Origin of the sequence: Parapedobacter sp. ISTM3, from assembly GCF_016533505.1 — a bacterium.
Lineage (GTDB): Bacteria > Bacteroidota > Bacteroidia > Sphingobacteriales > Sphingobacteriaceae > Parapedobacter > Parapedobacter luteus.
Genome location: NZ_JAENGN010000009.1, coordinates 113,381 through 136,201 on the forward strand (window position 1 = coordinate 113,381; position 22,821 = coordinate 136,201).

Here is a 22,821-nt window from a genome sequence, read left to right on the forward strand (position 1 = left end):
ACGCTAGCGCACTACCCTCCTGTGTGCTTGCACTCACTCCGCAGTGCTTAAAAAACCACAAATCGGTCATCGTCGTGCATATATTCTACCGTGATGGCATCGCCCACACGGATCATACCCGTGCCTTGGTGAATGAGGTTTTGTCCGAATAGGGTTTTGTTGTTTTTACTGCGGTAGGTAGCGAGTGTTTTCAGCGGTTCTTTGCCTCTTTCTCCAAACTGCTGGTCGATGGTGGTAATCACACACCGGGCACATAACTTTACACCATGGAAGCGGATAGGGCCGATCCGGAAACCGCCCATCCGATCTTCTTCATACGGTTGCCCTCCGGTAAAGACGATGTTCGGCCGGAAGCGATTTATCGGCAGGGGTGTTTCCAGCCGGCTATTGAGGTCGTCCAATGACGCCTGCCCGATCATCAGGAAGGGGTAAGCATCTGCAAAGGACGCGATATGGCCGGGGGGTGCATAACGCGGATCGACGGCTCGGCGCGTGCTTTCTGGCATGTAAACCAGCCTGCACTCGATGCCAAGAACATGGCTAAACCATCGGTGATACATTGGGGGCGCCAACATGGCGGTACAGGTGTCGTCCCATATGGCTACGGTTTCCGCTTGTTCATACACTTGTGTGAAGGGAATATGTAGGGGGCGGACGCCCTGATGGGTAACATGCAGCCCGTCGTCGGTCAAGTGGACCTGTATCAATGCCATCCGTGGCTGTTGGCGTTGGCTGAGAAAACGATGATGTGCATCAATCAGCATCCAGCGGCGGTCGTACAGAAGACCACGCTCCGCTACCATTGCTTCTTGCAGCGAGATACCCCCTAATGATTTAATGGGATAAACATATAGTTTACTGACGCGGAGCATGGCGCATCCTTAATCGAACCACTTTAATACCTCATCTTTTGTAGGCATTGGCATCTCAAGTTTCATTTTCTTGCGCAGACCGCCCAAATCGTTGAATACTTTATTCGGGTTGGCTGCTTTCAACGCTTCTATCGTGTTAAGTCCCATTTTCTGCAATACCGGAATCCACTCCTCAGGCACTCCCTGCGCCTTATAGTCGGCCACGCCGGCTTGTTTCACAACTTTCTCGGGGCGCATTTGCGGAAAAAACAAGACGTCTTGGATACTCTGCTGATTGGTCATCAACATGGCCAATCGGTCGATGCCGATGCCGATGCCTGCCGTCGGGGGCATGCCATATTCCAGCGCCCGAAGGAAATCATGGTCGATAAACATGGCCTCGTCGTCACCCCGTTCCATCAATTTGAGCTGTTCTTCAAAGCGAATCCGCTGGTCAATGGGATCGTTGAGTTCGCTATAGGCATTGGCCAGTTCTTTACCATTGATCATCAGTTCGAAACGCTCGACCAAACCCGGTTTTGAGCGGTGTTTTTTGGTGAGCGGGCTCATCTCAACCGGATAGTCGATGATGAAGGTCGGTTGGATGTAATGATGCTCGCATTTCTCGCCAAAAATTTCATCGATCAGTTTTCCTTTGCCCATACTTTCGTCGGTGGGAATGCCAAGTTGCTTGCAGACATCACGCAAGCCTGCTTCGTCCAAGCCGTCTACCTCGAATCCGGTATGTTCCTTGATAGCGTCGTAGATACTTATCCGCGGATAGGGGGCGGCAAAACTAATTTCGTTATCGCCAACCGTCAGTTTTGTTGTTCCATTGGTCTCAATGGCAACGTGCTCGAATAGCTTTTCGGTGATGTCCATCATCCACCGATAGTCTTTATAAGCGGTATAAAACTCCAGTACGGTAAATTCCGGATTATGTGTGCGGTCCATTCCTTCATTGCGGAAGTTGCGGCTGAACTCATATACCCAATCGTAGCCGCCGACAATAAGCCGTTTGAGGTAAAGTTCATTGGCGATACGGAGGTACAGCGGAATGTCCAACGCATTGTGATGTGTGATGAAGGGGCGTGCAGCCGCACCACCGGGTATGCTCTGCAGGACGGGGGTATCTACTTCCAGTGCACCTCGCTCATTAAGGAAATCCCGGATGGCACTTTTTACCTTGGATACCTTGACGAACGTTTCGCGCACGTGCGGATTGACCACCAGGTCGACATAGCGCTGGCGATAGCGAAATTCGGGGTCTGTGACAGCATCGAACGTCTTGCCGTCGGCAGACTTGACCACAGGCAACGGCTTCAATGATTTCGATAACAGCGTAAGCTGTTGTACATGTATTGAAATTTCACCCGTGTTGGTCGTAAACACAAACCCCCTGATACCGAGGAAGTCGCCGATATCAAGCAATTTCTTAAACACCGTGTTGTAAAGCGTCTTATCTTCCTCCGGGCACAGATCGTCGCGTTTCACATACGCTTGTATCCGCCCGGTGGCATCCTGCAATTCGATAAATGAAGCGTTGCCCATCACACGGCGGCTCATCATGCGGCCGGCAATGCTGATATTTTTATAATTTAACTTGTCGCGTTCGTAGTTTTCCAAAATATCTTCGGCTGTTGCATTGACGTCAAAAGCCTCGGCAGGGTAGGGATTTATGCCCAATGCCGTCAATTTCGCTAACGCATCCCTGCGTTGAAGTTCCTGTTCAGATAGTGTGGTACTCATTCAATGAAAATTGAGCGGCAAACTTACCTAAATTACGGCTGATATGCAATGTGTGTTTGGAAGTTCGGTCGTCGGCTATTAGGTGTAGCATTTCTGTGCTGAGATTCGTTGTGTTACAAAACAAAGGTGATAAGCTTATGGAGCACGGTTCAGGGCTGGCTACGTACTGCCGATAGGTTGAATGTATAGATTCGTTGGCGCTCGTTTTTGATTTGAATATGAAAGCCGGTTTGTCTAAGTTTGCATGTCAAATAAACGAGCTGATTAATAGTAGCATAGCCGCAGCGTGAGTTTTAACATCCGATACTTGAAGGGGAAGCGTGTGTTGTCATTGGAGAACGCAGTGCGGGGGTGTGTCCAAGACGGTGATGAGCGAAGCAAGGAATGGATATACAAGAGCTGTTATGGTTATGTCCGAGCCATTACGATGCGTTATGTTAAGAACGAATTTGACGCGGAAGAGCTGACGAACGAAAGTTTTATCCGGGCATTCAATAAAATAGCGACGTTCAGTAGCGTAGAGTCGGGCGAGCGATTTGAACGTTCATTCCGCGCCTGGTTGGCCCGTATAGCTGTAAACATCTCCATTGACTTTTTACGCGCCCAAAAGCAGTTGCTGGCATTAGATGACGTTGGCGAAGGGGAAATTGAGCAGCAACAGGTGGAGGTGTCGGGAAATTTGCATGTAGAGGATATCATGAAATTATTGTTGCAATTGCCGGAGATTCAGCGTACGATTTTTAACCTGTATGAGGTAGAAGGCTATTCGCATGAGGAGGTTTCCGTTATGCTGGATATTCCTGAAAGTACATCCCGCACTTACCTTACCCGGGCGAAGAAAAAGCTGAGGCAACTTTACTTGGCATCAATAAATATCACAGCAGGATTTTAACGGTATGCTGAAATGAACGAACGTAAAGAAAATAAGGAACTGATTCAACGGATGGCAGAGGCCCTGCGCAACCATGTTGAGCCGTACCGGGAAGGGGCGTGGGAGCGTTTTTCAGCCATGGATGGCGGGCGGAGGCCGCGGGCGCTGCGATGGCCTTACTGGGGTGCTGCGGCGGTATTGCTGTTGGCCGTGGGGCTGTTTTGGTTCAGTCGCCAACCAGGCGATGTGCCGGATATCGTCCAGTACAGCGTTGAATCGCCAGTGTCAGCCCCTTCGGCATCGGATACGCAACGGGCGGTCGAATCGCCCGTAGGCGAATCGGGACAATCGGTGCAGCTCGCGCAACAAGCGCCGGATGGTATGCGCGGGCAGCATGGCCAACGTACACCCGCCGCTGAGCAGCCTTTATTGTCGATGGTTGTAAGTCAAACCAATGCGGCAACGGACAGTGCTGGCGGGCAACATTTCGTGGTTACGGTGGGGGCAGACGACAGCAGTGCGACGACTAAGAATGCGCCTCGTTTGGCGGCTACGGCCGAAGGCAATGCGTCCAAGCAAGAACAATCCTTTGGCCGGTTTCTTGAGCAGGGCGTCTCCCGCCATGCGGCAACGGACCATGCTGCACCGGCGATGGCCGCTGCCAAAACACGTCATGATGCCAGAAAGTGGAATCTGGGATTAGTGGTATCGCCGTCGATGACCAGTGAAAAGGTAAATATGGGAGGCGGTATTGCCGTAGCATACCGGCTGTCGGATAAGTTTTCCATCGGATCCGGTGTATCGATCGGCCAACTTGGTGTCGGCGAGAACCCGGATTACCAGCCAGGTTCGTCGTACGATCGATCGCCGCCAGTGTATGCGTCTCCATCGCCCGTTGGAGGATACTCAGGTTTTACGACCAACGCCGAACAGTATAAACAGGATATTTCGGTGACCAGTAGTGTCGTAACACTGGACATTCCCATAGACTTGCGGTACGAAGTGGCGCGCGGATTCTATACCTCGGTGGGCGTATCGTATGTGGCAGTTTTAAATGAGCAGCGTACCAATCATTTTGTCGGCCAGCTCAATGAACGTACTTTTGGAGAAACGAATTCCGCGCATAGGGATCTGACGGCTTCCACTGAACTCGTATCGATGTCCGAACGGTCAACTGATCGGCCCCTTGAAGGAAAGGGATATGCGGGGTTTATGAATTTTTCCATTGGCCGTAAAATGCCGATCTCCCGTAAAATTTCACTCGCTGTGGAACCTTACTTCAAGCTTCCCATCGGCCGGCTTTCGAAGGAGGAAATGGATTTCACCAATGGTGGTATCCGCATCGTTACCGGGTTTTGATCTGACGTCTCCCCGGAGTAATAATTATTTAATAGCCAACGTTTTGATTAGTTGGTAAAATCTACTACATTTGATGCGTTCGTTTTGCTTGGCAGCTATTTGAACTGGCGAAATGAATATCACATCTACCTTTTTGTGTTTTTGACCGCCGAAAGGCATGCTTCTTGTGGGCTAGCCGTGTTTTGGGTATAAGGTTGGTGCCTTTATATACGATGGAGGCAATGGTTTTACAAACGTCTAACGATGGAACAAAGTCTCGTACGCTTTTACTTGATACCCGCTTTAATGGTTATCCATGGTTTCTTTGGCCATGCCTTTGGAGGCATTGTATTTCAGTCCGAAAAAGACTCTGCCATCATCAACGACTGGTATCACGACGCTTTTCGTTCGTTGAACAGCAACCTCAGAAAATCAGATGATCTCATCAACAAGGCGTGGAAAATGTCTATCGATATCGCCTATGATCAGGGGATTGCCGATGGTTATTATTATACGGGCTGCGTGTATGAACAAAAAGGAGCGTTGAATGTAGCCCGGCGATATTTCGAAAAGGCGGTGACGTTGTATTCGCAGGGAGGCTTTTTGGATAACCTTCCAGATTGTTATAAGCGGTTGGGCAAAATTTATATAACGGAGGGCCGGTACTATACCGCTTTACAACATTTCACGAGTGGGCTGCGTGTTGCCGAGGAGCAAAACAATGACGTTGGCCAGATTGAGCTGGGCATTCAGCTTGCTGACTATCACAATACCATTTCAAAAGATTACAAAGAGGCAGCCGCCATACTGCAAGCTGCTGCCCGCCAAGCGAAAATGGCCAACTACCCCCAGGCCTTGGGCACTATATATTTGCAATATGGCATGAATTATGCCAGTCAGTGCGATTATGAGCAAGCGTTGCATTACACCCAGCTGGCAAAAAAGGAGTTCGGTAGCGTATCAAACACGGAGAACTTATTGAAGGCATTGCTTGTCGAAGGAGACATTCACGGCAAGCTGCATGACGAGAAACGGTTGACGGCGACCCTTGAAGCAGCTGAACCACTGCTTAAGCCGGTTGACGACCAGCAATTGCAGATCGCTTACGAACTATTGCATGCCACGAGGTTGTTTCTGCTTGGGTCGTACAACGCGGCGCTGGACGTCTGTAAGCCACTGTATGCCCAGTTGGACGGCGATGTGCAACAGCGCGCGTGGCGCGAGGTCCGTTCATTGTATTTTAAGGTGTTGTATGCGCTGGGTGATGTGCGGCAAGCCGATAGCTTATTCAATGATTATGAATACATCAAGGACAGCGTTTATACTGCACAATATGTCGGCCAGGGCATGGAGATGCGCGAAAATTACAAGCTGGAGGAATTTGAGCGCCAGATCCGGGAGCAGCAATTGGAGCTATCCAACACCAACTACCAACGCTATGGCTTTATCATCGGCATTCTCGTATTATTGACGGTATTGGTGATTCTTTACTTCCTCTTTCGGGAAAAAGACAAACTTGCCCACCGTGTTGCCATAAAAAACGCTGAAATTTCTGTTCAGAACGAAATATTGAAACAAGCCAACAGGCAAAACGAACTGTTATTGCGTGAGATACATCACCGTGTAAAAAATAACCTTCAAATCATTAATAGCCTGCTTAATCTCCAATCCAGGAAAACAACGAACGAGGAGGTCCTTGCCATGATGCAGGAAAGCAGCAGCAGAATAAATTCCATCGCGCTCATCCACAATAAACTGTATCAACAGCAAAGCCTCAACCGGTTAAACATCCAAGACTATATCGAGCAATTGGGGGCCCACTTGCTAAGCATTTATAATGTCGGCAAAAAGCGGGTACGCTTTGAAGTAGAAGCCAATAACGTTTCACTTGATATTGACACGGCGATTCCGATAGGGTTGATATTGACTGAACTGATGACCAATTCGCTGAAGTATGCCTTTGTTGATCGCGACGAAGGAGAAATCTCCGTTCACGTGAAGCATGAAGGGGAGAAAGATTACGAATTGATTTTTAAGGACAACGGCGTAGGGATTCCCGAGACGAAACTTGCGCAACCCAATGAGACACTGGGATTCCGCTTGATTCACTCCCTGACCAGGCAGTTGGCCGGAATTATCCAATATACCTTTGGCGAGTTTTCGATGTATAATATCCGCTTCAAGGGTTAGGCCTATTCATCCAATAATTATATTTATCATTGCTATTTTACATTACGTTAATCTTTGGTTGCTATTTTTGAAACATTTTAACAACCAATCGTCAAAGTTGCTTATTCAATGAAACGCAGAGATTTTTTTAGAAACGCGGCTTTTACAGCCGCTGGAGCCGCTGTATTGTCCCCCTTTGAGTCTATTGCGGGTGGACGCCATTCCGCAGTTGCCCATTCCGCAGACAAACGGGCCAAGAATATTATTTTTATGGTCAGCGATGGGATGAGCATAGGCACGCTAAGTATGGCCAACATGCTCAGTGAGCGGCGGGATGGCAAGTTGAGCACCTGGATGTCGTTGTACCATGCCGGTACGGTGCAGCGTGGACTCATGGACACCGCATCGGCCAACAGCTTGGTTACCGATTCATCTGCGGCAAGCTCAGCATGGGGTGGGGGCGTCCGTGTAAACAACGGCGTACTCAATGTTGCGCCAGATGGCAGCAAGCCAACCCCCATCCTGCAGAAATTTAAGGCTGCAGGCAAAGCCGTCGGATGCGTCACTACGGTGCCGATTACACATGCGACGCCAGCAGGGTTTTGTGTCAACAACGATAGCCGGTCTGCTCAGGCGGAAATAGCGCTGACATACCATGACTTACGATTTGATGTCATGATGGGCGGAGGTACGGAGTTTTTCAGTGCCGATAAACGGGATGACAGGGTGGATGTCTTTGGCAAATTTGCCTCCAGCGGTTTTCAGGTTGCCAAGACAAGGGATGAGCTATTGGCGATTGATGCGGGTGGTAAGGATGCACCGATTTTGGGTGTTTTCCACCAGGATGGACTGCCCTATGCGTTGGACAGGGAACACGACGAGACGCTGAAAAAAGAGACCCCGTCGCTGGCTGAAATGGTTGGGACAGCGATTCGCCACTTGAAAAAGAATCGGAATGGTTTTGTGTTGCAGGTAGAAGGTGGAAAGGTAGATTGGGCAGCGCATGCCAATGACGTGGGTGCATTGTTGTACGACCAATTGGCATTTGAAGAGGCTTTAGCCACAGCCATTGCTTTTGCCGAGGCCGACGGAGACACGCTGGTCATTGTGACCACTGATCACGGCAATGCTAACCCCGGATTGTTCGGGGGGACAAAAAACTTCGAGCGAATCATTGATTTCAAGCATACCAACGACTGGGTATTGCAGGGCATAGACCGTGATTTCACGGCAAGGCAAGTGATTGAGCGAATCGAACATGCACAGGGAATTGTCATTAAAGCCGACGAAGCCATTCGGCTGCTTTCCCATTATGTAACCGACCGGAATGAGGATGGGTTGTACAATCCTTATAAGTTGCCGTTTGCCGAATTTGCCGAGATCCAGCAGCGTTATACGGCGGTAAGTTGGGCCAGTACCGGCCACTCGGGCGACCACGTTGAGATTGCGGCGTACGGCGCGGGGCAAGGGTTGTTAAAACCATTTGTGCGCAATACCGACATGCATTATCTGATGTTGGAAGTCACTGGGGTATCAAAAGGCTAAGTACAAGATGTGGTACCGTTGCCGGGCATTTTTGCCTGGCAACGGCCGCTATATTATCTCGTCAATCCTTATCCAGTCCATCCCTGCGGCGATGGCCCCCTGTACACCCGGGTTGCCATCTTCAAAGACCAGGCAGTCCTGCGGAGCGACCTGAAGCTGCGCTGCCGCCTTGAGAAAGGGGTCGGCATAGGGTTTGCCTCTATCGGTGTCATCAGCGCAAACGAGTGTTTCGATAGTATCGATAAGTCCGATCACCGTGAGTGTGCGCGTTACCGTTTTCCGGCTTCCGCCGGAAACCACACCGATGCGAACTTTGCCGACATGGTTTTGCAGGTGATGCACCACGAAATCGATCGGCAAGGTGTCTGCTATATAGCGTTCCAGGAAGATGGTCGACTTTGCGGTAGCGAATTCATGGGGTGGCACATGGGTATGATACCGTTTATTGATTTCCTCGGCGATCAGTACCGTTGGCCATCCGGCGAGTTCGTCGATGATTGCCGTGTCGAGCGTTATCCCGTATTGCGCCGCGGCTTCACGGTATGCCGCCTTGTGTGCATGCATGTTGTCGGCAAGGGTGCCGTCACAATCGTATAGGAATGCTTTATAATCTCTTTTGCGACTGAGCTGAGTCAGCGTCGCCAGTTTTTTCTGTATTAAAGCATCGTCCGTCATTTGCTGGATTTCCTCCTTCTTTTTTCTTTGGTTATAAGTGCAAGCTCGCGCCCGGTTTGCCCCGCCACTGATGTGTTTTCCTGCGCCCGCCGGAATAGGTAAGGCATTACGGCCTTCACTGGGCCGTAAGGCATATATTTGGCCACGTTATACCCTACTTCGGCGAGGTTGAAGCTTAAGTTGTCGCTCATTCCCAGCAATTGCGCAAAATGAATGTGCGGATGATTGTGAGCCAACTGCCGCCTGTCCATTTCCTGCGCCAACAGTCTGCTACTGTCCTCATTGTGCGTGCCGGCCATGAAACCAACCCGATCGATGTGATCGAGGCAGAACAGCAAAGCGAGGTTATAGTCCCGATCGGTGGACGCTTTGTCTGGCTGGATAGGCGATAGGTAACCTTGCTCAGCGGCCCTTTCCCGCTCAATTTCCATGTAAGCACCCCGCACCAGCTTAGCGCCGAGGAAAAAGCCATCAGTTTCTGCCAGGTAGCAATCAGCTTGAAGAGACGCCAGCTTGTCATGCCGATAAAGCTGATAAGTATTGTACACAACCGGCGCGTTCCGGTTGTAGCGTTGCATCATTTCGCGTGCAAGGTCGTCAATAGCGTCCTGTATCCACGAATGCTCTGCGTCAATGAGCACCTTTACACCCTCGTCGAAACAAGCCTGGCAAATACGTTCGATACGTTGCTTTACCCGTTCGTATTCGGCCGTCTCCTCCGGGGTGAGCGGTTGTTTGGCATCTACCTTTTCAAACAGCTCAAAACGGCCGAGCCCCGTGGGCTTAAACACCGAGAAGGCTATATTAGGGTTGGTTTTAGCATAAGCGACCGTACGCAGGATTTCATCACAGGTCTCGTCAAAAACCTGTTCGGTGTCTTCGCCTTCCACAGAGTAGTCGAGGATAGTGCCTACACGCTGGCTGGCCAGGCGTTCGATGGCCGGGATACACCCCGTAATGGTTTCCCCACCACAAAAATGGTTGAAAATGGTACTGCGGATAAGGCCGGTCACGGGCAACCCCGCGCGCAGCGCAAAGTTGGTGATGGGCGGGCCAACGTTGGTGAGGAAATTGCTGGCGATGATCTTAAATAGCCAATAAGCCTTGTTTAGATCGGCATTGCTTTTACTTTTGAAAGCGATTTCCGTATTTTCAAACGAAAGAGCGCTTTGCTGCTGAGTTTGCTGAGACATTAATTGATACAAGTATGCGGCGAAATTAGCGATAATTGGTATTTTTCACAAGTTTTTTTGAGCTGGCGGCTATCGACGTTCAGTCATGGGCCGATGGTACATCGGGGACCTTTCGGTGTGTTGCCAAGTTGCTCTTTTACGGGTTGTTACAACGGTATTGAAACAGTTCATTAGATTGCTTATGCACATTCCGAAGCCATTTTGGTAACTAGCCGGGATGCAGGCAACGCGCAGCATGGCCCAGCTTGCGACCGGCTGGCTAAAATACAAGCTGAAATGCACCCCGGTATATTTGCAAATAAACGCAATTTTGTCTTAGTTTGCATGATGGTTACCTTTAAGATCACCGGCGAATATATCCAGCTTATCCAATTGTTGAAAGTACTCAATTGGGTTGAACATGGTGGAGAAGCTCAGGCCGTGGTCATAACAGGTATGGTCAAATACAATGGAAAGACGGACTTTCGCAAACGGCTGAAAGTACGGCCTGGCGATACGGTGGAATTTAGGGGTAAACAAGTATGCATAGTTTGACGACATGAAGAAACCGTTGATAGTCATACTGCTCGCGCTGTTAGGCGCATGCGATGGAACTAAAAAGGACGCCAATAGGCCTTATGTCCTTGCGGTGACCGTGGAGGCTTACGAGAAAAAGAAGTCAGCTGCCTTAATTGAGAAAAAGGAGACCGATACGGTGGAAGCGGCAAATGCATTAGCCGCTTATGGCAAAGGGATCCAGAAATACGCGGCTGTACTTATGCACATCCAACAATTCCCTGATTCAATAAAAGGTACGAAAGGATTAGCAATATTCGATGAGCAGGGCAATGATGTCGTTCCTACGATTCCGCAGCACCAGCGCGATAGCGTCATCATGAACTTTATCCAGTTTGCGAGACGCTCCACGATACCCTATTACGATCGGGTGAAAGATTTTGAACTTAAGCTGATGTCAGCAAGATAGCACACACCGATGAGTCAATATATAACAAGCATAGGCTACAACGTTTTTTTTGATAATACCCTTGCTGCCTTACAGCAGTTTGTCCAGGGCAGTACGTATTCGAAGGTGCTCATACTCGTAGATCGGCATACCAGCGAGCATTGCCTTCCGTTGCTGCAAGCGGCGATGCCAGGCTTTGATGGTTATGATATCATCGAAATTGATCCGGGCGAGGAGAACAAGAATATTGATTTCTGCATAGGCATTTGGAAGATGATGCTTGACTTCGGTGCTGACCGCCAGAGTTTGCTCATCAACTTGGGGGGCGGAGTCGTGACTGACATGGGCGGGTTCGCAGCATCCACCTTCAAGCGAGGAATAGACTTTGTGCAAGTGCCGACGACGCTTTTGTCGCAGGTGGACGCGTCCGTGGGGGGTAAGACAGGCATTGACATGGACAATGTAAAGAACATCATTGGCACGTTTGCCCAGCCCAAAGCGGTATTTATCGCGGACCGGTTTTTAGCGACCCTGGACAAGCGGCAGCTTGTATCGGGCTTTGCGGAAGTTATCAAACATGGCTTGATTGCCGATAAGGCATTTTACGAGACGGTGAAGGGCATGGATGCTGCCGATCTATCCTTGGAGCACATCCGGCACTCGGTGGCTATTAAAAATGAGGTGGTCACGCAGGATCCTACTGAAAAAGGACTGCGCAAAATTTTGAACTTCGGCCACACAATAGGGCATGCCATCGAAGGGTATTCATTAGCCCATGATGCCAACCCGCTGCTTCATGGCGAAGCAATCGCCGTAGGTATGATTTGCGAGGGGTATCTGGCACATCGTGCCAATGGGCTGGTTAAAGACGCTTTGGACGACCTGATTTATACATTCCGTACTCATTTTCCGGACTACACCTATCATGCTGGAATATACGACTCATTGATAGCGCTGATGAAAAATGACAAGAAAAATAGTGGCGATCGAATCGGGTTTGCCCTGATTAGTGATATCGGGCGTTGCAGCATTGACCAGTTTGTTGGTGAGGAGCTGATTCGGGAAAGTCTTGATTTTTATCGGGAGTTGGTTGGTTAGCCGAGCGCCATGGGGAGTCAGCGGTCGGCTTGCTTGTCCGTCTAAATAATTTATAGGTAACCAGTTAAACTAAATTTGACATGATTCAACGTTCTAAAAAAATGCTACGGTTGTCAGTTTTAATGCTGTTGACCATGGCCAATGTGATGTGTAGTGATGCGCAGCCTCGCGTATTGGTGTTTTCAAAGACAACGGGATTTCGGCATGATAATATAGAAAAAGGCGCAGAAACGATCAAACAACTGGGAGCAACGCACGGCTTTACCGTAGATCATACCGAAGATGCATCGTTATTTACCGATGAGAACCTGAAGCAATACAGGGCCGTTGTTTTCCTGAGCACCACGGGTACGATACTGGATGACCAGCAGAAAGCGGCATTCATGCGCTACATCCAGGCGGGAAATGGTTTTGTGGGTATCCACGCTGCCAGCGATACGGAGTATGAATGGCCTTGGTACGGGAAACTTGTCGGGGGGTATTTTTTAAGCCACCCGCAGGTGCAGCACGCTGATATCCATGTTGTGGATAAATCCCATCCCGCCACCAAGCACCTGCCCGACGTGTGGAATCGAAAGGATGAGTGGTATGATTTCAAAGACCTCAACGATGAGGTGACGCTTTTAATGCGGCTTGATGAAACCTCATACCAAGGGGGCAAAATGGGTGACTATCATCCCATGTCTTGGTATCATGAATACGACGGTGGGCGAGCCTTTTACACCGCGCTGGGCCACACCAAGGAGTCTTTTGACGAGCCGGCGTTCCAACAGCACATCGTTGGTGCGTTACACTACGCGATGGGTAATTGATGGACTGAACGCGCCAAGGATGCCTATCCAGCTCGGAGATGTCTATCCCGTTCGGAGAAAGGCGATAATCTGCTGGGCCGTGCGTTCGGAAGCCCCCGGTCCTCCCATTTCCTTGTGGAGGGCGGCATAATCTTCCAGTACTTGTGCCCGATGCTTTTTGTTGTTCAATAGGCGGTTAAGCTCTTCGGAAATGTTTTCTACGGTACACTCCTTTTGGATGAGCTCGCGGACAGCTGGTTTGTCCAAAATGAGGTTGACCAAGCTGATGTGTTTAACTTGGATAAGCCACCGGCCGATGGCGACAGATAAGGGGTGGGCTTTGTATACGACCACTTGGGGTACGTCAAACAATGCCGTTTCCAAGGTAGCCGTACCACTGGCCACGACAGCTACTTCGGCATGTTTGAGTAAGTCATATGTTGCATCAAAAACTATGGGAAGGTTGGCTTCCCCCATATGCTGCCGGTAATATTCGGGGGTGAAATTGGGTGCTCCGGCTACCACGCAGTGATGAGCGGGAAAGCGGAAAGATAATTGGCTCATAATGGGAAGCAGCTTGCTGATCTCCATGTGCCGGCTACCTGGAAGCAGTGCGATAATGGGTCTGCCTGTAAGGCCATGTGCATCGCGGAAGCGTTCGTTATAGGAGTAATCGGCAATGGCATCCAACAACGGATTGCCAACATAATCGACATCCATGTGCCACTTTCGATAGAAATCAACTTCAAAGGGGAGGATACAAAATAGCTTATCCACCACGCGTTTGATTTTCAATACCCTCCGTTGGTTCCAAGCCCAGACTTTGGGCGAAATATAATAGCATACCTTGATCCCGTTTTTTTTGGCGAAAGTCGCGATTTTAAGGTTAAAGCCGGGAAAGTCGATCAAGATAAGGCAGTTTGGCTGATAAGCCAAGAGGTCTGCTTTCACACGACGTAGGTTGGCGGAGATGGCGCGGATATTAGCCAACACTTCCACAAATCCCATAAAAGCCATTTCAGAGGTGTGAATAACGGCTTTTTCGCCGGAGGCTCCTTGCATGCGGTCACCGCCGACCACGCGGAATTGTGCTTCCGTATCCTGTTTTTTTAGTGCCAGAATTAGGTTAGCGCCATGTAGATCGCCCGATGTTTCGCCTGCAATGATATAGTATTTCATGACGTAAAAATAAGGTTTTCCAATAACGTTTAACGCCGGATTCTGATACCCCGTCTTAAATCCCTAGTTCGATCTGAAAAGTTGCCGCCCAGTTATTCCCATCATGGCTTGTCCGATAAGTGCCGTCTTCGACGTTATAGCTTGCATTGAATTGCAGCTTTAGGCGGTGTGCACGGAAATATTTAGTCAGGCCCAATTCGATAACCTCGGTCTGCGCCTCGTAGGCGCGGATATCCCGATGGGGTTTGATCCACGTGTAGCGGCCGGCAATTTCGTAGCCCAGTTTTCTGTCTAGGAGATAAGACAGCTGCTGGTTTACGCCCTGTCCCTTAAAGGCATAGGTAACTTCCCCGTCCTCGTCGGTAGTAAATGGATTGTCGACGCCTCGTTTCATGTATTCGACCTGGTAGGCCCATCCGCGGTATTTGAAGATGGCATCATAAAACGTAGTTTTGAGCGTCAGGGGCGTCATGACATATGTGCCCGTCTGGCCTCCGGTACGCGTTGTCCGGTCGTTATAGCTGTACCCGCCGCCGAAGGAAAGTTTGGGCGTTTCCTCGTATTCAAGGTCGCCTTCATAATAATCGCCCTCATTCGTGAATTCGCCCAGTGGGAGGAACTCCGCCCGGCCGGTGTACGCAAGGCCGTTGTCCGTGGTGGTGGAAACGCGGCCTTCACCGGTGCTAATGGCTCCTTTAAGATGAATGGGGACTGCTCCGATTTTAGGCGAGTAATACGCTTTGATGCCGAAATCGCGGTCGATGTTGAACGTTGCGTTGACGAGCGACCGTTCGGCAAATTGCAGTTCTCCGGAGGAGTTTACCCGTTGGCGGTTTCCCGGAAGCTTGTTTTGCCCAAAAGCGACATAAAAGTTATCCGTGAAGCTGTAGAAAACAACCGCATCCCGCACAATATTTACCACATCCGTGTCGTCGTAATCTTGATCGCCGCGTGTAAATCCAAGCTGAATGCTGTAAGACAGCCTGGGATTATAGATGTAGCCATCCATGCGCAGCCTAAGCCGTCTGATGCGGGCTTCAAAGTCTTCGGCTCCTAAATCATCCCCCCCGATGGTCGTATATTTCAACCGGTTTTGCATCCTGAACCTGAAGTTGATGTAGAAGGTCGAGTCATCGCCGGTATATTGAATGCCTTTGAAGTCTTCGATGGTCGGGCGTTCGTCACGCTGGCGCTGGGCAAAGGATGAGCTGCAAAATCCGATACTCAACGCGAGGATGAAAAGAGTAAGGAGCCGATAGTTCATGTAATGTGTGGGTTAAATTTCGGTTACGAATATCTAACGGTAACGTTATCGTATTGTTTGTTTAATGTTAAGTAATCATTAACTTCCCTCTACATTACACAACGTCCGGCTCCTGCTGGCTGAGGCAATGCCAACTGCCAAGGCCCCAAATAATATCTGTACTGTCGATGCCTACTACACGGCGTTCAGGGAAGCATGCTGAGAGGATATCCAAGGCTTTTTGATCGTTAGAATCGTCCCGATAAGTGGGCACTATCACTGCGGCATTGGCAATATAAAAGTTGGCATAAGAGGCCGGTAGCCGCTGGCCATCGTAAATAACGGGTTTCGGCATGGGCAATTCGATGATTTTGAGCGGCTTGCCATCCGGTAGGCGCATTTTTTTGAGCAACTGAAGGTTGTCCTGCAAGATGGAGTAGTTTTCATCTGATCGATTTTCCTCGATCACGGTTACGACGGTGTCGGCATTGACAAAACGGGTAATGTCGTCAATGTGGCCATCGGTATCATCGCCCACGATACCGTCGCCGAGCCAAAGTACCTGTGATGCTCCATAATAGGCATATAGATAGGCCTCAATTTGCTGCTGATTCAACTGTGGGTTACGGTTTTTATTCAGTAAACAAGCCATACTGGTCAAGATGGTCCCTGCGCCGTTAAAATCCACCGACCCGCCTTCCATGACAATACCGGGATGGTAGACCGGAATGCCGAGCGCCTCGCCTACAAGCGTCGGAATAACATCGTCCTGCTCATACGGCGGATATTTATTCCCCCATGCATTGTACCCCCAGTCCACGATGACCTTTGGGACGGCAGCTTCCGGGTTAATTAGGAATGCAGGCCCGTGGTCGCGGCACCAGGCGTCATCCGTCGGATGGTGATAAAAAGTGACGGCAGAGAGATCCACGTTCGCATTGATCAGGTGTTCGCTTGCGAATGCCTCCATGGCCGCATCTTTAACATTGATGCATACGTGTTCACCAGCGGATATTTCCCTGATGAATTGCGAATAAGGCGCAAAAACAGCGTCCAGTTTGCCGGGCCAGCTTGCTTCTTTATGGGGCCAGCTCAACCAAGTGGCCCGGTGCGGGTGCCATTCCGCGGGGAATTGATAGCCGGATGCTTTTGGCGTTTGGGAGTCTGGAGTTGGAAGTCCCGACCCTGAAGCGGTGTATTGCGATTTAGTTGTCATTGATCAACGTGTTTTTACTTCCTTCCATGGTTCTTTTTGGCAGCTCCCCACTGCTATTCATCAATAAACCGTTTAGTAATGGGCTGGTAACTATCTATCCGCCTGTCGCGCAGGAAAGGCCAATGTTTACGGAAATAATCGGACTGCGTCAGGTCGACCTCAGTAACTTCAGTTTCCTCGGCATCATGCGAGGCGAGGTAAAGCAATCGGCCCTGTGCGTTGGTAATAAAACTACCTCCCCAGAATTTCATTGCGCCATCCTGTTCAAACCCTACACGGTTGACGCTGACCACCGGCAATCCATTGGCCACCGAGTGGCTCCGTTGGATGGTTTGCCAGGCATTATATTGATCTTGGTTGGTCTCCTCGTCTTGGTCGGCGGCCCAGCCGATGGCGGTAGGAAAGAAGAGGATTTCGGCGCCCATCAAAGCTGTGATGCGCGCGGCCTCGGGGTACCACTGGTCCCAGCAGATCAATACGCCGATGGTTGCATATTTTGTCTTGAAGACCTTATAGCCCAAATCGCCCGGTGTGAAATAAAATTTTTCATAGTACCCCGGATCGTCAGGGATATGCATTTTCCGGTATTTTCCCAAATACGCACCGTCGGCATCGATTACCGCCGTGGTGTTGTGATATAAGCCTTCTGTGCGTTTTTCGAACAAGGAAGCAATTATGACCACACCTAATTCCGCAGCGACGGCTTGCAAAGCTTCGGTTGACGGCCCTGGAATGGGCTCGGCCAGTTCGAAGTTGTCGTAATCTTCCACATCGCAGAAGTAAAGCGATGTAAACAGCTCCTGCAAACAGATAATTTGCGCGCCCTTAGACGCGGCTACACGGATTTGATCCACCGCTTTGGCAAGATTGGCGGCCTTATCTGCCACACAGCTCATCTGCACGGTCCCTATCTTTACATTAGTCATGATGATGTCGTATTATTGAACTGCAAAAATACGAAAACTATGCCAATAACCCCTGTTGCCGAGGCGGATAAAAACACTTATAAACTGACAAATAGGTTTTACGAAAATTTCGTAAATTAGCGCTGTGAGAACACCTATAATGGTATTGCTGGCAGCGGCCATCGGTTGGCTTGCGCCCGTCTATGCACAACAGCGGCTTGTGGGTAAGGTGGTGCGCGCTGAAAATGACGAACCGATCGCAGGTGCAAGCGTATTTATCAACAATACGACGTATGGCACCAGTTCGGCAAACAACGGAGACTTTGAATTGCCGGCGATTGCAACGGGCACGTACGAGATAATCGTTTCGGCAGTGGGCTATCATACCTATGCGATGCCAATCGATCTTTCCGGACGGCAGCCGGCATTCCTGCATATCAAGCTGGAAGCGAAGCAGACGATGCTAGAGGAAGTGGAAGTAGTAGCTTTTGAAGCGAATGGGTGGAAGCAATGGGGGCGGCTCTTCCTTGAAGTGTTTATTGGCACTTCACCCAATGCCGATAAGACGCTGCTCCTGAATCCGGAGGTGTTGCGCTTTCGGCACTACCGGGATGAAGGGTATCTCGAAGCGATAGCCACGGCGCCGCTGGTTATTAAAAACCGTTCGTTGGGATACACCGTCGAATATGTGCTTGAAAATTTCCGCGTAGATTTTCGCAACCGTATTAACCAATATGCAGGGTATCCCCATTTTATAGAAATGGCCGGAGGGGCGCGTAGCCGGCGGGTTTACGCGAAGCGGCGGAAGGCAACTTATCAGACATCTTTGATGCATTTTATGCGTAGCTTATACCAAGGTACCCTAAGTGAGGATGGATTCGAGGTGCGTCGCATGCAGCGCAAACCGAATGAAGAAAAGCGGAGAGTAAGAACGTTGCAGCGGACCATCTATAAATCGGTCTGGGATTCGACACGCCGGATGCATATCTCGGTATTGGCTGACCCCGTGGTGTATACCGAAGACTCGCTGGCCTATTTCCGTGAAATCATGGCGCAGGATGACGAATTGGTTACTGTTTTTCCGCAGTTGTTAACCGTAGACAGCTTACTTGTGGACAGTTTGGACGGCCGGAAAAAAATGGTCTTTGAAGATTACCTGCATGTGCAGAACACGCGGCTTAAGGAAGAGCCCGGCTATCTGCGCCATTTCAATGAAGTGCGTAAGCCGGGCCCTCAAACATCTATGCTGCTGCTCTATGACAACCCTTACATTTGGATTGAGCGCAATGGCAGCTATTTTCCGCCGCAGAGCCTTTATACCGGATGGTATTGGGCTTGGTGCGATAAAATAGCCGATCTGCTGCCGCTCGATTACAATCCACCCACAGTTGATTAGTAAACTATCAATATCGCAATTGATACGCTGCCACCTCATTTTTTAGAAAGGTGGGAACGATGACGAGATCTTTCCCCCGCACGAAGCCGATGTCAGCCGTGTTGGATTTTTCAGCTTGTGTGTCTAGAATCACGGAGGTTTCGCTTCCACGGATGAAAAAGATCTCTCCATGCCACCTGCTGGCGACAAACGTGCTATCGTTAAGAATGATCAACCCATCTCCACCCGTTACTTCCGTATTAATTACTTCCTGGGTATAGTTGCCATCATCACTGAATTTTTTCAACCCTTCGCCATCGAGGGCATACAAGTGGCCGTCGTGGTATTCCAGTCCATTTACATTTTTATTCGTGGTTGAGATGGTCGTATAGCTCCCGTCGGCCGTCATGCTATAAATTTTGCCTGTACGGCTATCTGAAAAATAAAGCCGCTCGCCATCGGTGGCGAGGTCGTTCAGGAAAACAGCACTGTCTACCGCAACGGTCTTTTCAATGGTTGCCGAGGACACGTCGATGATTTTTACCGCATCAATGTCTGTGACGTAGAGTTTGCCATCAAGCAACGCCATGCCTTTGGGGGCGTGCAAGTCGCCTTCCACCCATTTAATGTCGCGGATGGTACCGTCGGTATTGAGCACGGAAATAAACCCATCATTGTCTTTCTCTCCGGCATTGGTGTTGCCGTTTGAAACGTAGATAATATCAGCAGACGGGTCGTACAAGGCGGATTCCGAGCCCGTAAACACGGTGTCGGTTTTCCAAGAAAGTGTCAGTTCCGGGGCAGCTGGCGCTTCCGTTGAGTCGCTGTTTTGGGCGCCGGTGCATCCCAGTAAAGCCGATGTCGCGGCGGCAAGAAGAATTGAATGTTTCATTATATTTAGGAATTTAATTAATAATGCCTATCTATCCCTCATGGGCACCTGCCTATCTATCCCTCATGGGCACCTGCCTATCGCCCGCCACGGGGGCACTCGCAGCTGTTCACGCCTAAAGCTGTTTCCGAAGCCGGGCTACCGGTATTCCCATCGCTTCCCGGTATTTGGCCACCGTCCGGCGGGCGATGGTGTATCCTTTCTCTTTCAGAATCTCCGTTAATTTTTCGTCGGCCAGCGGCTTGCGTTTATTCTCATTGGAGATGCATTCTTCCAGAATTTTCTTGACTTCTTTATTGGATACCTCTTCTCCCGTATCCGTCTGTATGGCTTCCGAAAAGAACGATTTCAGCAGGAAGGTGCCGAATTCGGTTTGTACATACTTGGAATTGGCCACCCGCGAAACGGTCGAAATATCCATGTCAATACGGTCGGCGATATCCTTGAGGATCATGGGTTTCAACTTCCGCTCATCAGCCGTAAGGAAATACTCGTACTGATAATTCATAATGGCATTCATGGTTTTGAGCAGTGTTTGCTGTCGCTGCTTGATGGCATCGATAAACCATTTTGCTGAATCGAGCTTTTGTTTGACAAACTGCACGGCCTCCTTCATCTTTTTATCCTTTTGTGCCGCTTTGTCATAATGGTCAAACATTTCCTGGTAGGAGCGGCTCACGCGGAGTTCGGGTGCATTGCGCGCATTGAGGGTCAAATGGAGTACACCGTCGTTGTTGGTGATATGGAAATCCGGGATAATGTGCAGTTGCTTACCGGCGACGGCACCTGAATCACCAGGCTTGGGGTTAAGTTTGAGAATTTCATTGACGATTTCCTTCAATTCCTCTGAGCTGATGTTGAGCGCACGCTCCAACTTGTCGTAGTGTTTTTTGGTAAATTCGTCCAAGTAATTCTCTACGATAGCCATTGCTTTTTTGATTACCGGATTTTCCTGATCCTTCTTGCGCAGTTGTATGAGGAGACACTCCTGGAGGTTGCGGGCGCCGATACCTGCTGGGTCAAATTCCTGGATGACCTTTAGCATTTCTTCCACCTCTTGCTCTTCGGCGATTACGTTTTGCGAAAACGCCAGATCATCAATGAGTGATGAGATAGGGCGTCGGAGGTATCCATCATCGTCTAAGCTGCCGATGATTTGCTGTCCGATAAGGAAATCCTTATCGGATAAGGCCAGCAAATCGAGCTGTTGCTGCAGATTTTCAAAGAATGAATTTTGTATAGCAATGGGGATTTCCTTGCGGTCTTCTTCATCATCGCCGTTGTGTTGACCAGAACCGTAGTCGTAATCGTTGATATCGTCCGTTTGCAAATAGTCGTCTACATTGAATTCGTCAAGTTCTGCAGACTGATCGTCATCACCAAAGCTATCCTCGTCGGGATCTTTGTCCGGATATTCCTCTACCGGATCATTCATATTAGCCAGGCTGATGTCTTCCAAAGCCGGGTTTTCTTCCAGTTCTTCCTTGATACGAGCATCCAACGACACCGTCGGCACCTGCAGCAGTTTGATAAACTGGATTTGCTGAGGGGATAATTTTTGTAATAGCTTTTGTTGTAAGGTCTGTTTCAGCATAACTAATTCACTTCACAAACATACGCAAAAATATGGGTTATTAAATAAAAGGAGTTACTTCATCAACCGTCGGATCTTGAAATGATCGTTCAGCATTTTTATACCGTCGTTGAAGCGCATGAGCGCTGCACCTTCCTTTTTTGAGTTTGCTTTACTGATTTTATAAAGTAGTTGCCAGTGTCTGCAGACTTCTTTCCAGGCAAAAAATACCGAGTGTTTCGGATCGTAAATATGCGCCGGTTCGCTTGCAGCCCCATTCAGCTCGATGAGCGAAAAGTTTTTCCCTTGGTTCAGCTCGTCCCATCCTTTAAATTTAACGTCCATGCGTCCATAATGAAATTTCGGTATGCGTTGGCAGATGTCATCGATGACATTCAAAAGCTTGTCATTGATTTTATCGCTTACGTCTCGGAACAGGGCACCCCGGCAGTGGCTGCCGTAAGGGAGCGTATATTTCGCGCCGCGCTGCAATACGGTATCGAGTTTCTTCCCGTAGGTCGCTTTAAGTCTCGGTAATTGAATGATGTAGCGGTTTTTCGCGGTGAGCAGGGCCTCAATGCTGGATGTGCCGTCGCCGGTTACAGTTAGGTATTCTTTGCTTACGATACCCGAGATGCGTCCGCGTTTTTCGCCCGGGACCCGGTAATAAAAGATGCCGATCTCGTGGTCATAGTCGATAAATTCCTGGATAAGGAAATTGACCTTGCTCGCTGCCGCATAGTGGTGTAAGTCAGTAGAAGATTCCAGTATTTTTACCTGTACGCCCCGATCACCTATATTGGGTTTTGCTATTAGCGGAAAATGGAGCCCATTGTCGTTTAGAGACTGCTCCAACGTATGGACGTCTGTGCCTGCTGCGATTAAAAGGGTCTTCGGATAACAATGAGCCGGTAAGAGCCGATAGATTTCGTCTTTGGGGGCGAGTGTAAATCCGGAGTACGGGATACGAGGGTTTGCGGCACTGAAGAAGAACGGTGTACGGGCCCTTATGCTGATCCATATCCAATACCATCCGATAGGAAGGTAGAAGACAGGGGCTGGCCAATACTCCCAATTCGCGAGCTTGATAAAAAAGTTCCGAATGGGCCATGTCCAGCTATCGCGTATCGTCGTGGTTGCCTTTAGATGCATAAATGATTAGTTGAACCTTATCAGTAATCGACAACAATCAATACTACGTTTTGTTGGGCCGAT

General features: G+C 49.5%; 20 protein-coding genes. 9 read left to right on the forward strand and 11 right to left on the reverse strand.

All coding sequences use genetic code 11. The annotated features are described in order from the left end of the window. Positions 1-47: 47 nt before the first annotated feature. Together JHJ32_RS13665 and lysS are read right to left on the reverse strand one after the other, a co-directional pair. Positions 48-872 (reverse strand): MOSC domain-containing protein, encoded by an 825-nt coding sequence (locus JHJ32_RS13665; protein ID WP_200121312.1) that lies wholly within the window; start codon positions 870-872, stop codon positions 48-50. 9 nt (positions 873-881) lie between these two features. Beyond that, complete coding sequence (gene lysS / locus JHJ32_RS13670; RefSeq protein ID WP_079717771.1) at positions 882-2,600, reverse strand: lysine--tRNA ligase; 1,719 nt, start codon at positions 2,598-2,600, stop codon at positions 882-884. A gap of 307 nt (positions 2,601-2,907) precedes the next feature. Between lysS and JHJ32_RS13675 the strand changes: the two genes are divergently transcribed. From JHJ32_RS13675 to JHJ32_RS13690, 4 genes are all read left to right on the forward strand, one after another. Then, positions 2,908-3,492, forward strand: a complete 585-nt coding sequence (locus tag JHJ32_RS13675) for an RNA polymerase sigma factor (protein ID WP_233632655.1) — start codon at positions 2,908-2,910, stop codon at positions 3,490-3,492. A gap of 12 nt (positions 3,493-3,504) precedes the next feature. Next, a complete protein-coding gene (locus tag JHJ32_RS13680; protein WP_200121314.1) occupies positions 3,505-4,830 on the forward strand; it encodes a hypothetical protein in 1,326 nt (441 codons plus the stop codon). Positions 4,831-5,073: 243 nt separating this feature from the next. Then, positions 5,074-6,999: a sensor histidine kinase gene (locus JHJ32_RS13685; RefSeq protein WP_200121315.1), complete on the forward strand. Its 1,926-nt coding sequence runs from the start codon at positions 5,074-5,076 to the stop codon at positions 6,997-6,999. 108 nt (positions 7,000-7,107) lie between these two features. Then, positions 7,108-8,523, forward strand: coding sequence for an alkaline phosphatase (locus JHJ32_RS13690; RefSeq protein ID WP_200121316.1), 1,416 nt, complete (start codon positions 7,108-7,110; stop codon positions 8,521-8,523). A 48-nt stretch (positions 8,524-8,571) separates the two neighbouring features. Here JHJ32_RS13690 and JHJ32_RS13695 read toward each other — a convergent pair whose 3' ends face one another. Then, positions 8,572-9,198 (reverse strand): HAD family phosphatase, encoded by a 627-nt coding sequence (locus tag JHJ32_RS13695; protein WP_079717776.1) that lies wholly within the window; start codon positions 9,196-9,198, stop codon positions 8,572-8,574. Continuing rightward, positions 9,195-10,391 (reverse strand): proline dehydrogenase family protein, encoded by a 1,197-nt coding sequence (locus JHJ32_RS13700; RefSeq protein WP_079717777.1) that lies wholly within the window; start codon positions 10,389-10,391, stop codon positions 9,195-9,197. The genes JHJ32_RS13695 and JHJ32_RS13700 overlap by 4 nt, the downstream gene beginning before the upstream one ends. 324 nt (positions 10,392-10,715) lie before the next feature. Between JHJ32_RS13700 and JHJ32_RS13705 the strand changes: the two genes are divergently transcribed. The 4 genes from JHJ32_RS13705 (at position 10,716) to JHJ32_RS13720 (ending at position 13,244) form a co-directional block, all read left to right on the forward strand. Beyond that, the gene (locus JHJ32_RS13705; RefSeq protein ID WP_370584521.1) at positions 10,716-10,925 is read left to right on the forward strand and encodes an RNA-binding S4 domain-containing protein; all 210 of its coding nucleotides are present in this window, start codon (positions 10,716-10,718) and stop codon (positions 10,923-10,925) included. Between the two features lie 4 nt (positions 10,926-10,929). Beyond that, positions 10,930-11,355: a hypothetical protein gene (locus tag JHJ32_RS13710; protein ID WP_079717778.1), complete on the forward strand. Its 426-nt coding sequence runs from the start codon at positions 10,930-10,932 to the stop codon at positions 11,353-11,355. 9 nt (positions 11,356-11,364) lie between these two features. Beyond that, positions 11,365-12,432: a 3-dehydroquinate synthase gene (aroB, locus tag JHJ32_RS13715; protein WP_200121317.1), complete on the forward strand. Its 1,068-nt coding sequence runs from the start codon at positions 11,365-11,367 to the stop codon at positions 12,430-12,432. 80 nt (positions 12,433-12,512) lie between these two features. Then, positions 12,513-13,244, forward strand: a complete 732-nt coding sequence (locus tag JHJ32_RS13720) for a ThuA domain-containing protein (protein WP_233632656.1) — start codon at positions 12,513-12,515, stop codon at positions 13,242-13,244. 42 nt (positions 13,245-13,286) lie between these two features. On the opposite strand, the gene lpxB is transcribed toward JHJ32_RS13720, so the two are convergent. The 4 genes from lpxB to JHJ32_RS13740 all read right to left on the reverse strand — a co-directional run bounded on the left by lpxB (position 13,287) and on the right by JHJ32_RS13740 (position 17,787). Then, positions 13,287-14,402, reverse strand: a complete 1,116-nt coding sequence (gene lpxB, locus JHJ32_RS13725) for a lipid-A-disaccharide synthase (protein WP_200121319.1) — start codon at positions 14,400-14,402, stop codon at positions 13,287-13,289. Between the two features lie 55 nt (positions 14,403-14,457). After that, entirely contained in the window at positions 14,458-15,666 is a 1,209-nt protein-coding gene (locus tag JHJ32_RS13730) for a porin (RefSeq protein ID WP_200121320.1), read from the reverse strand. A 94-nt stretch (positions 15,667-15,760) separates the two neighbouring features. After that, positions 15,761-16,861, reverse strand: a complete 1,101-nt coding sequence (locus tag JHJ32_RS13735) for an agmatine/peptidylarginine deiminase (protein WP_079717782.1) — start codon at positions 16,859-16,861, stop codon at positions 15,761-15,763. 53 nt (positions 16,862-16,914) lie between these two features. Further along, complete coding sequence (locus JHJ32_RS13740; protein ID WP_200121321.1) at positions 16,915-17,787, reverse strand: carbon-nitrogen hydrolase; 873 nt, start codon at positions 17,785-17,787, stop codon at positions 16,915-16,917. Between the two features lie 124 nt (positions 17,788-17,911). Here JHJ32_RS13740 and JHJ32_RS13745 point away from each other — a divergent pair, with 124 nt between their 5' ends. After that, positions 17,912-19,162: a carboxypeptidase-like regulatory domain-containing protein gene (locus tag JHJ32_RS13745; RefSeq protein ID WP_200121322.1), complete on the forward strand. Its 1,251-nt coding sequence runs from the start codon at positions 17,912-17,914 to the stop codon at positions 19,160-19,162. Between the two features lie 7 nt (positions 19,163-19,169). On the opposite strand, the gene JHJ32_RS13750 is transcribed toward JHJ32_RS13745, so the two are convergent. The 3 genes from JHJ32_RS13750 to JHJ32_RS13760 all read right to left on the reverse strand — a co-directional run bounded on the left by JHJ32_RS13750 (position 19,170) and on the right by JHJ32_RS13760 (position 22,758). Next, positions 19,170-20,033 (reverse strand): YncE family protein, encoded by an 864-nt coding sequence (locus JHJ32_RS13750; protein WP_200121323.1) that lies wholly within the window; start codon positions 20,031-20,033, stop codon positions 19,170-19,172. A gap of 115 nt (positions 20,034-20,148) precedes the next feature. After that, positions 20,149-21,627 carry an RNA polymerase factor sigma-54 gene (rpoN, locus tag JHJ32_RS13755; RefSeq protein WP_079717784.1) on the reverse strand — a complete coding sequence of 493 codons (1,479 nt, stop codon included), beginning with the start codon at positions 21,625-21,627 and terminating at the stop codon, positions 20,149-20,151. 54 nt (positions 21,628-21,681) lie between these two features. Then, positions 21,682-22,758, reverse strand: a complete 1,077-nt coding sequence (locus JHJ32_RS13760; protein ID WP_200121324.1) for a hypothetical protein — start codon at positions 22,756-22,758, stop codon at positions 21,682-21,684. Between the last annotated feature and the right edge of the window lie 63 nt (positions 22,759-22,821).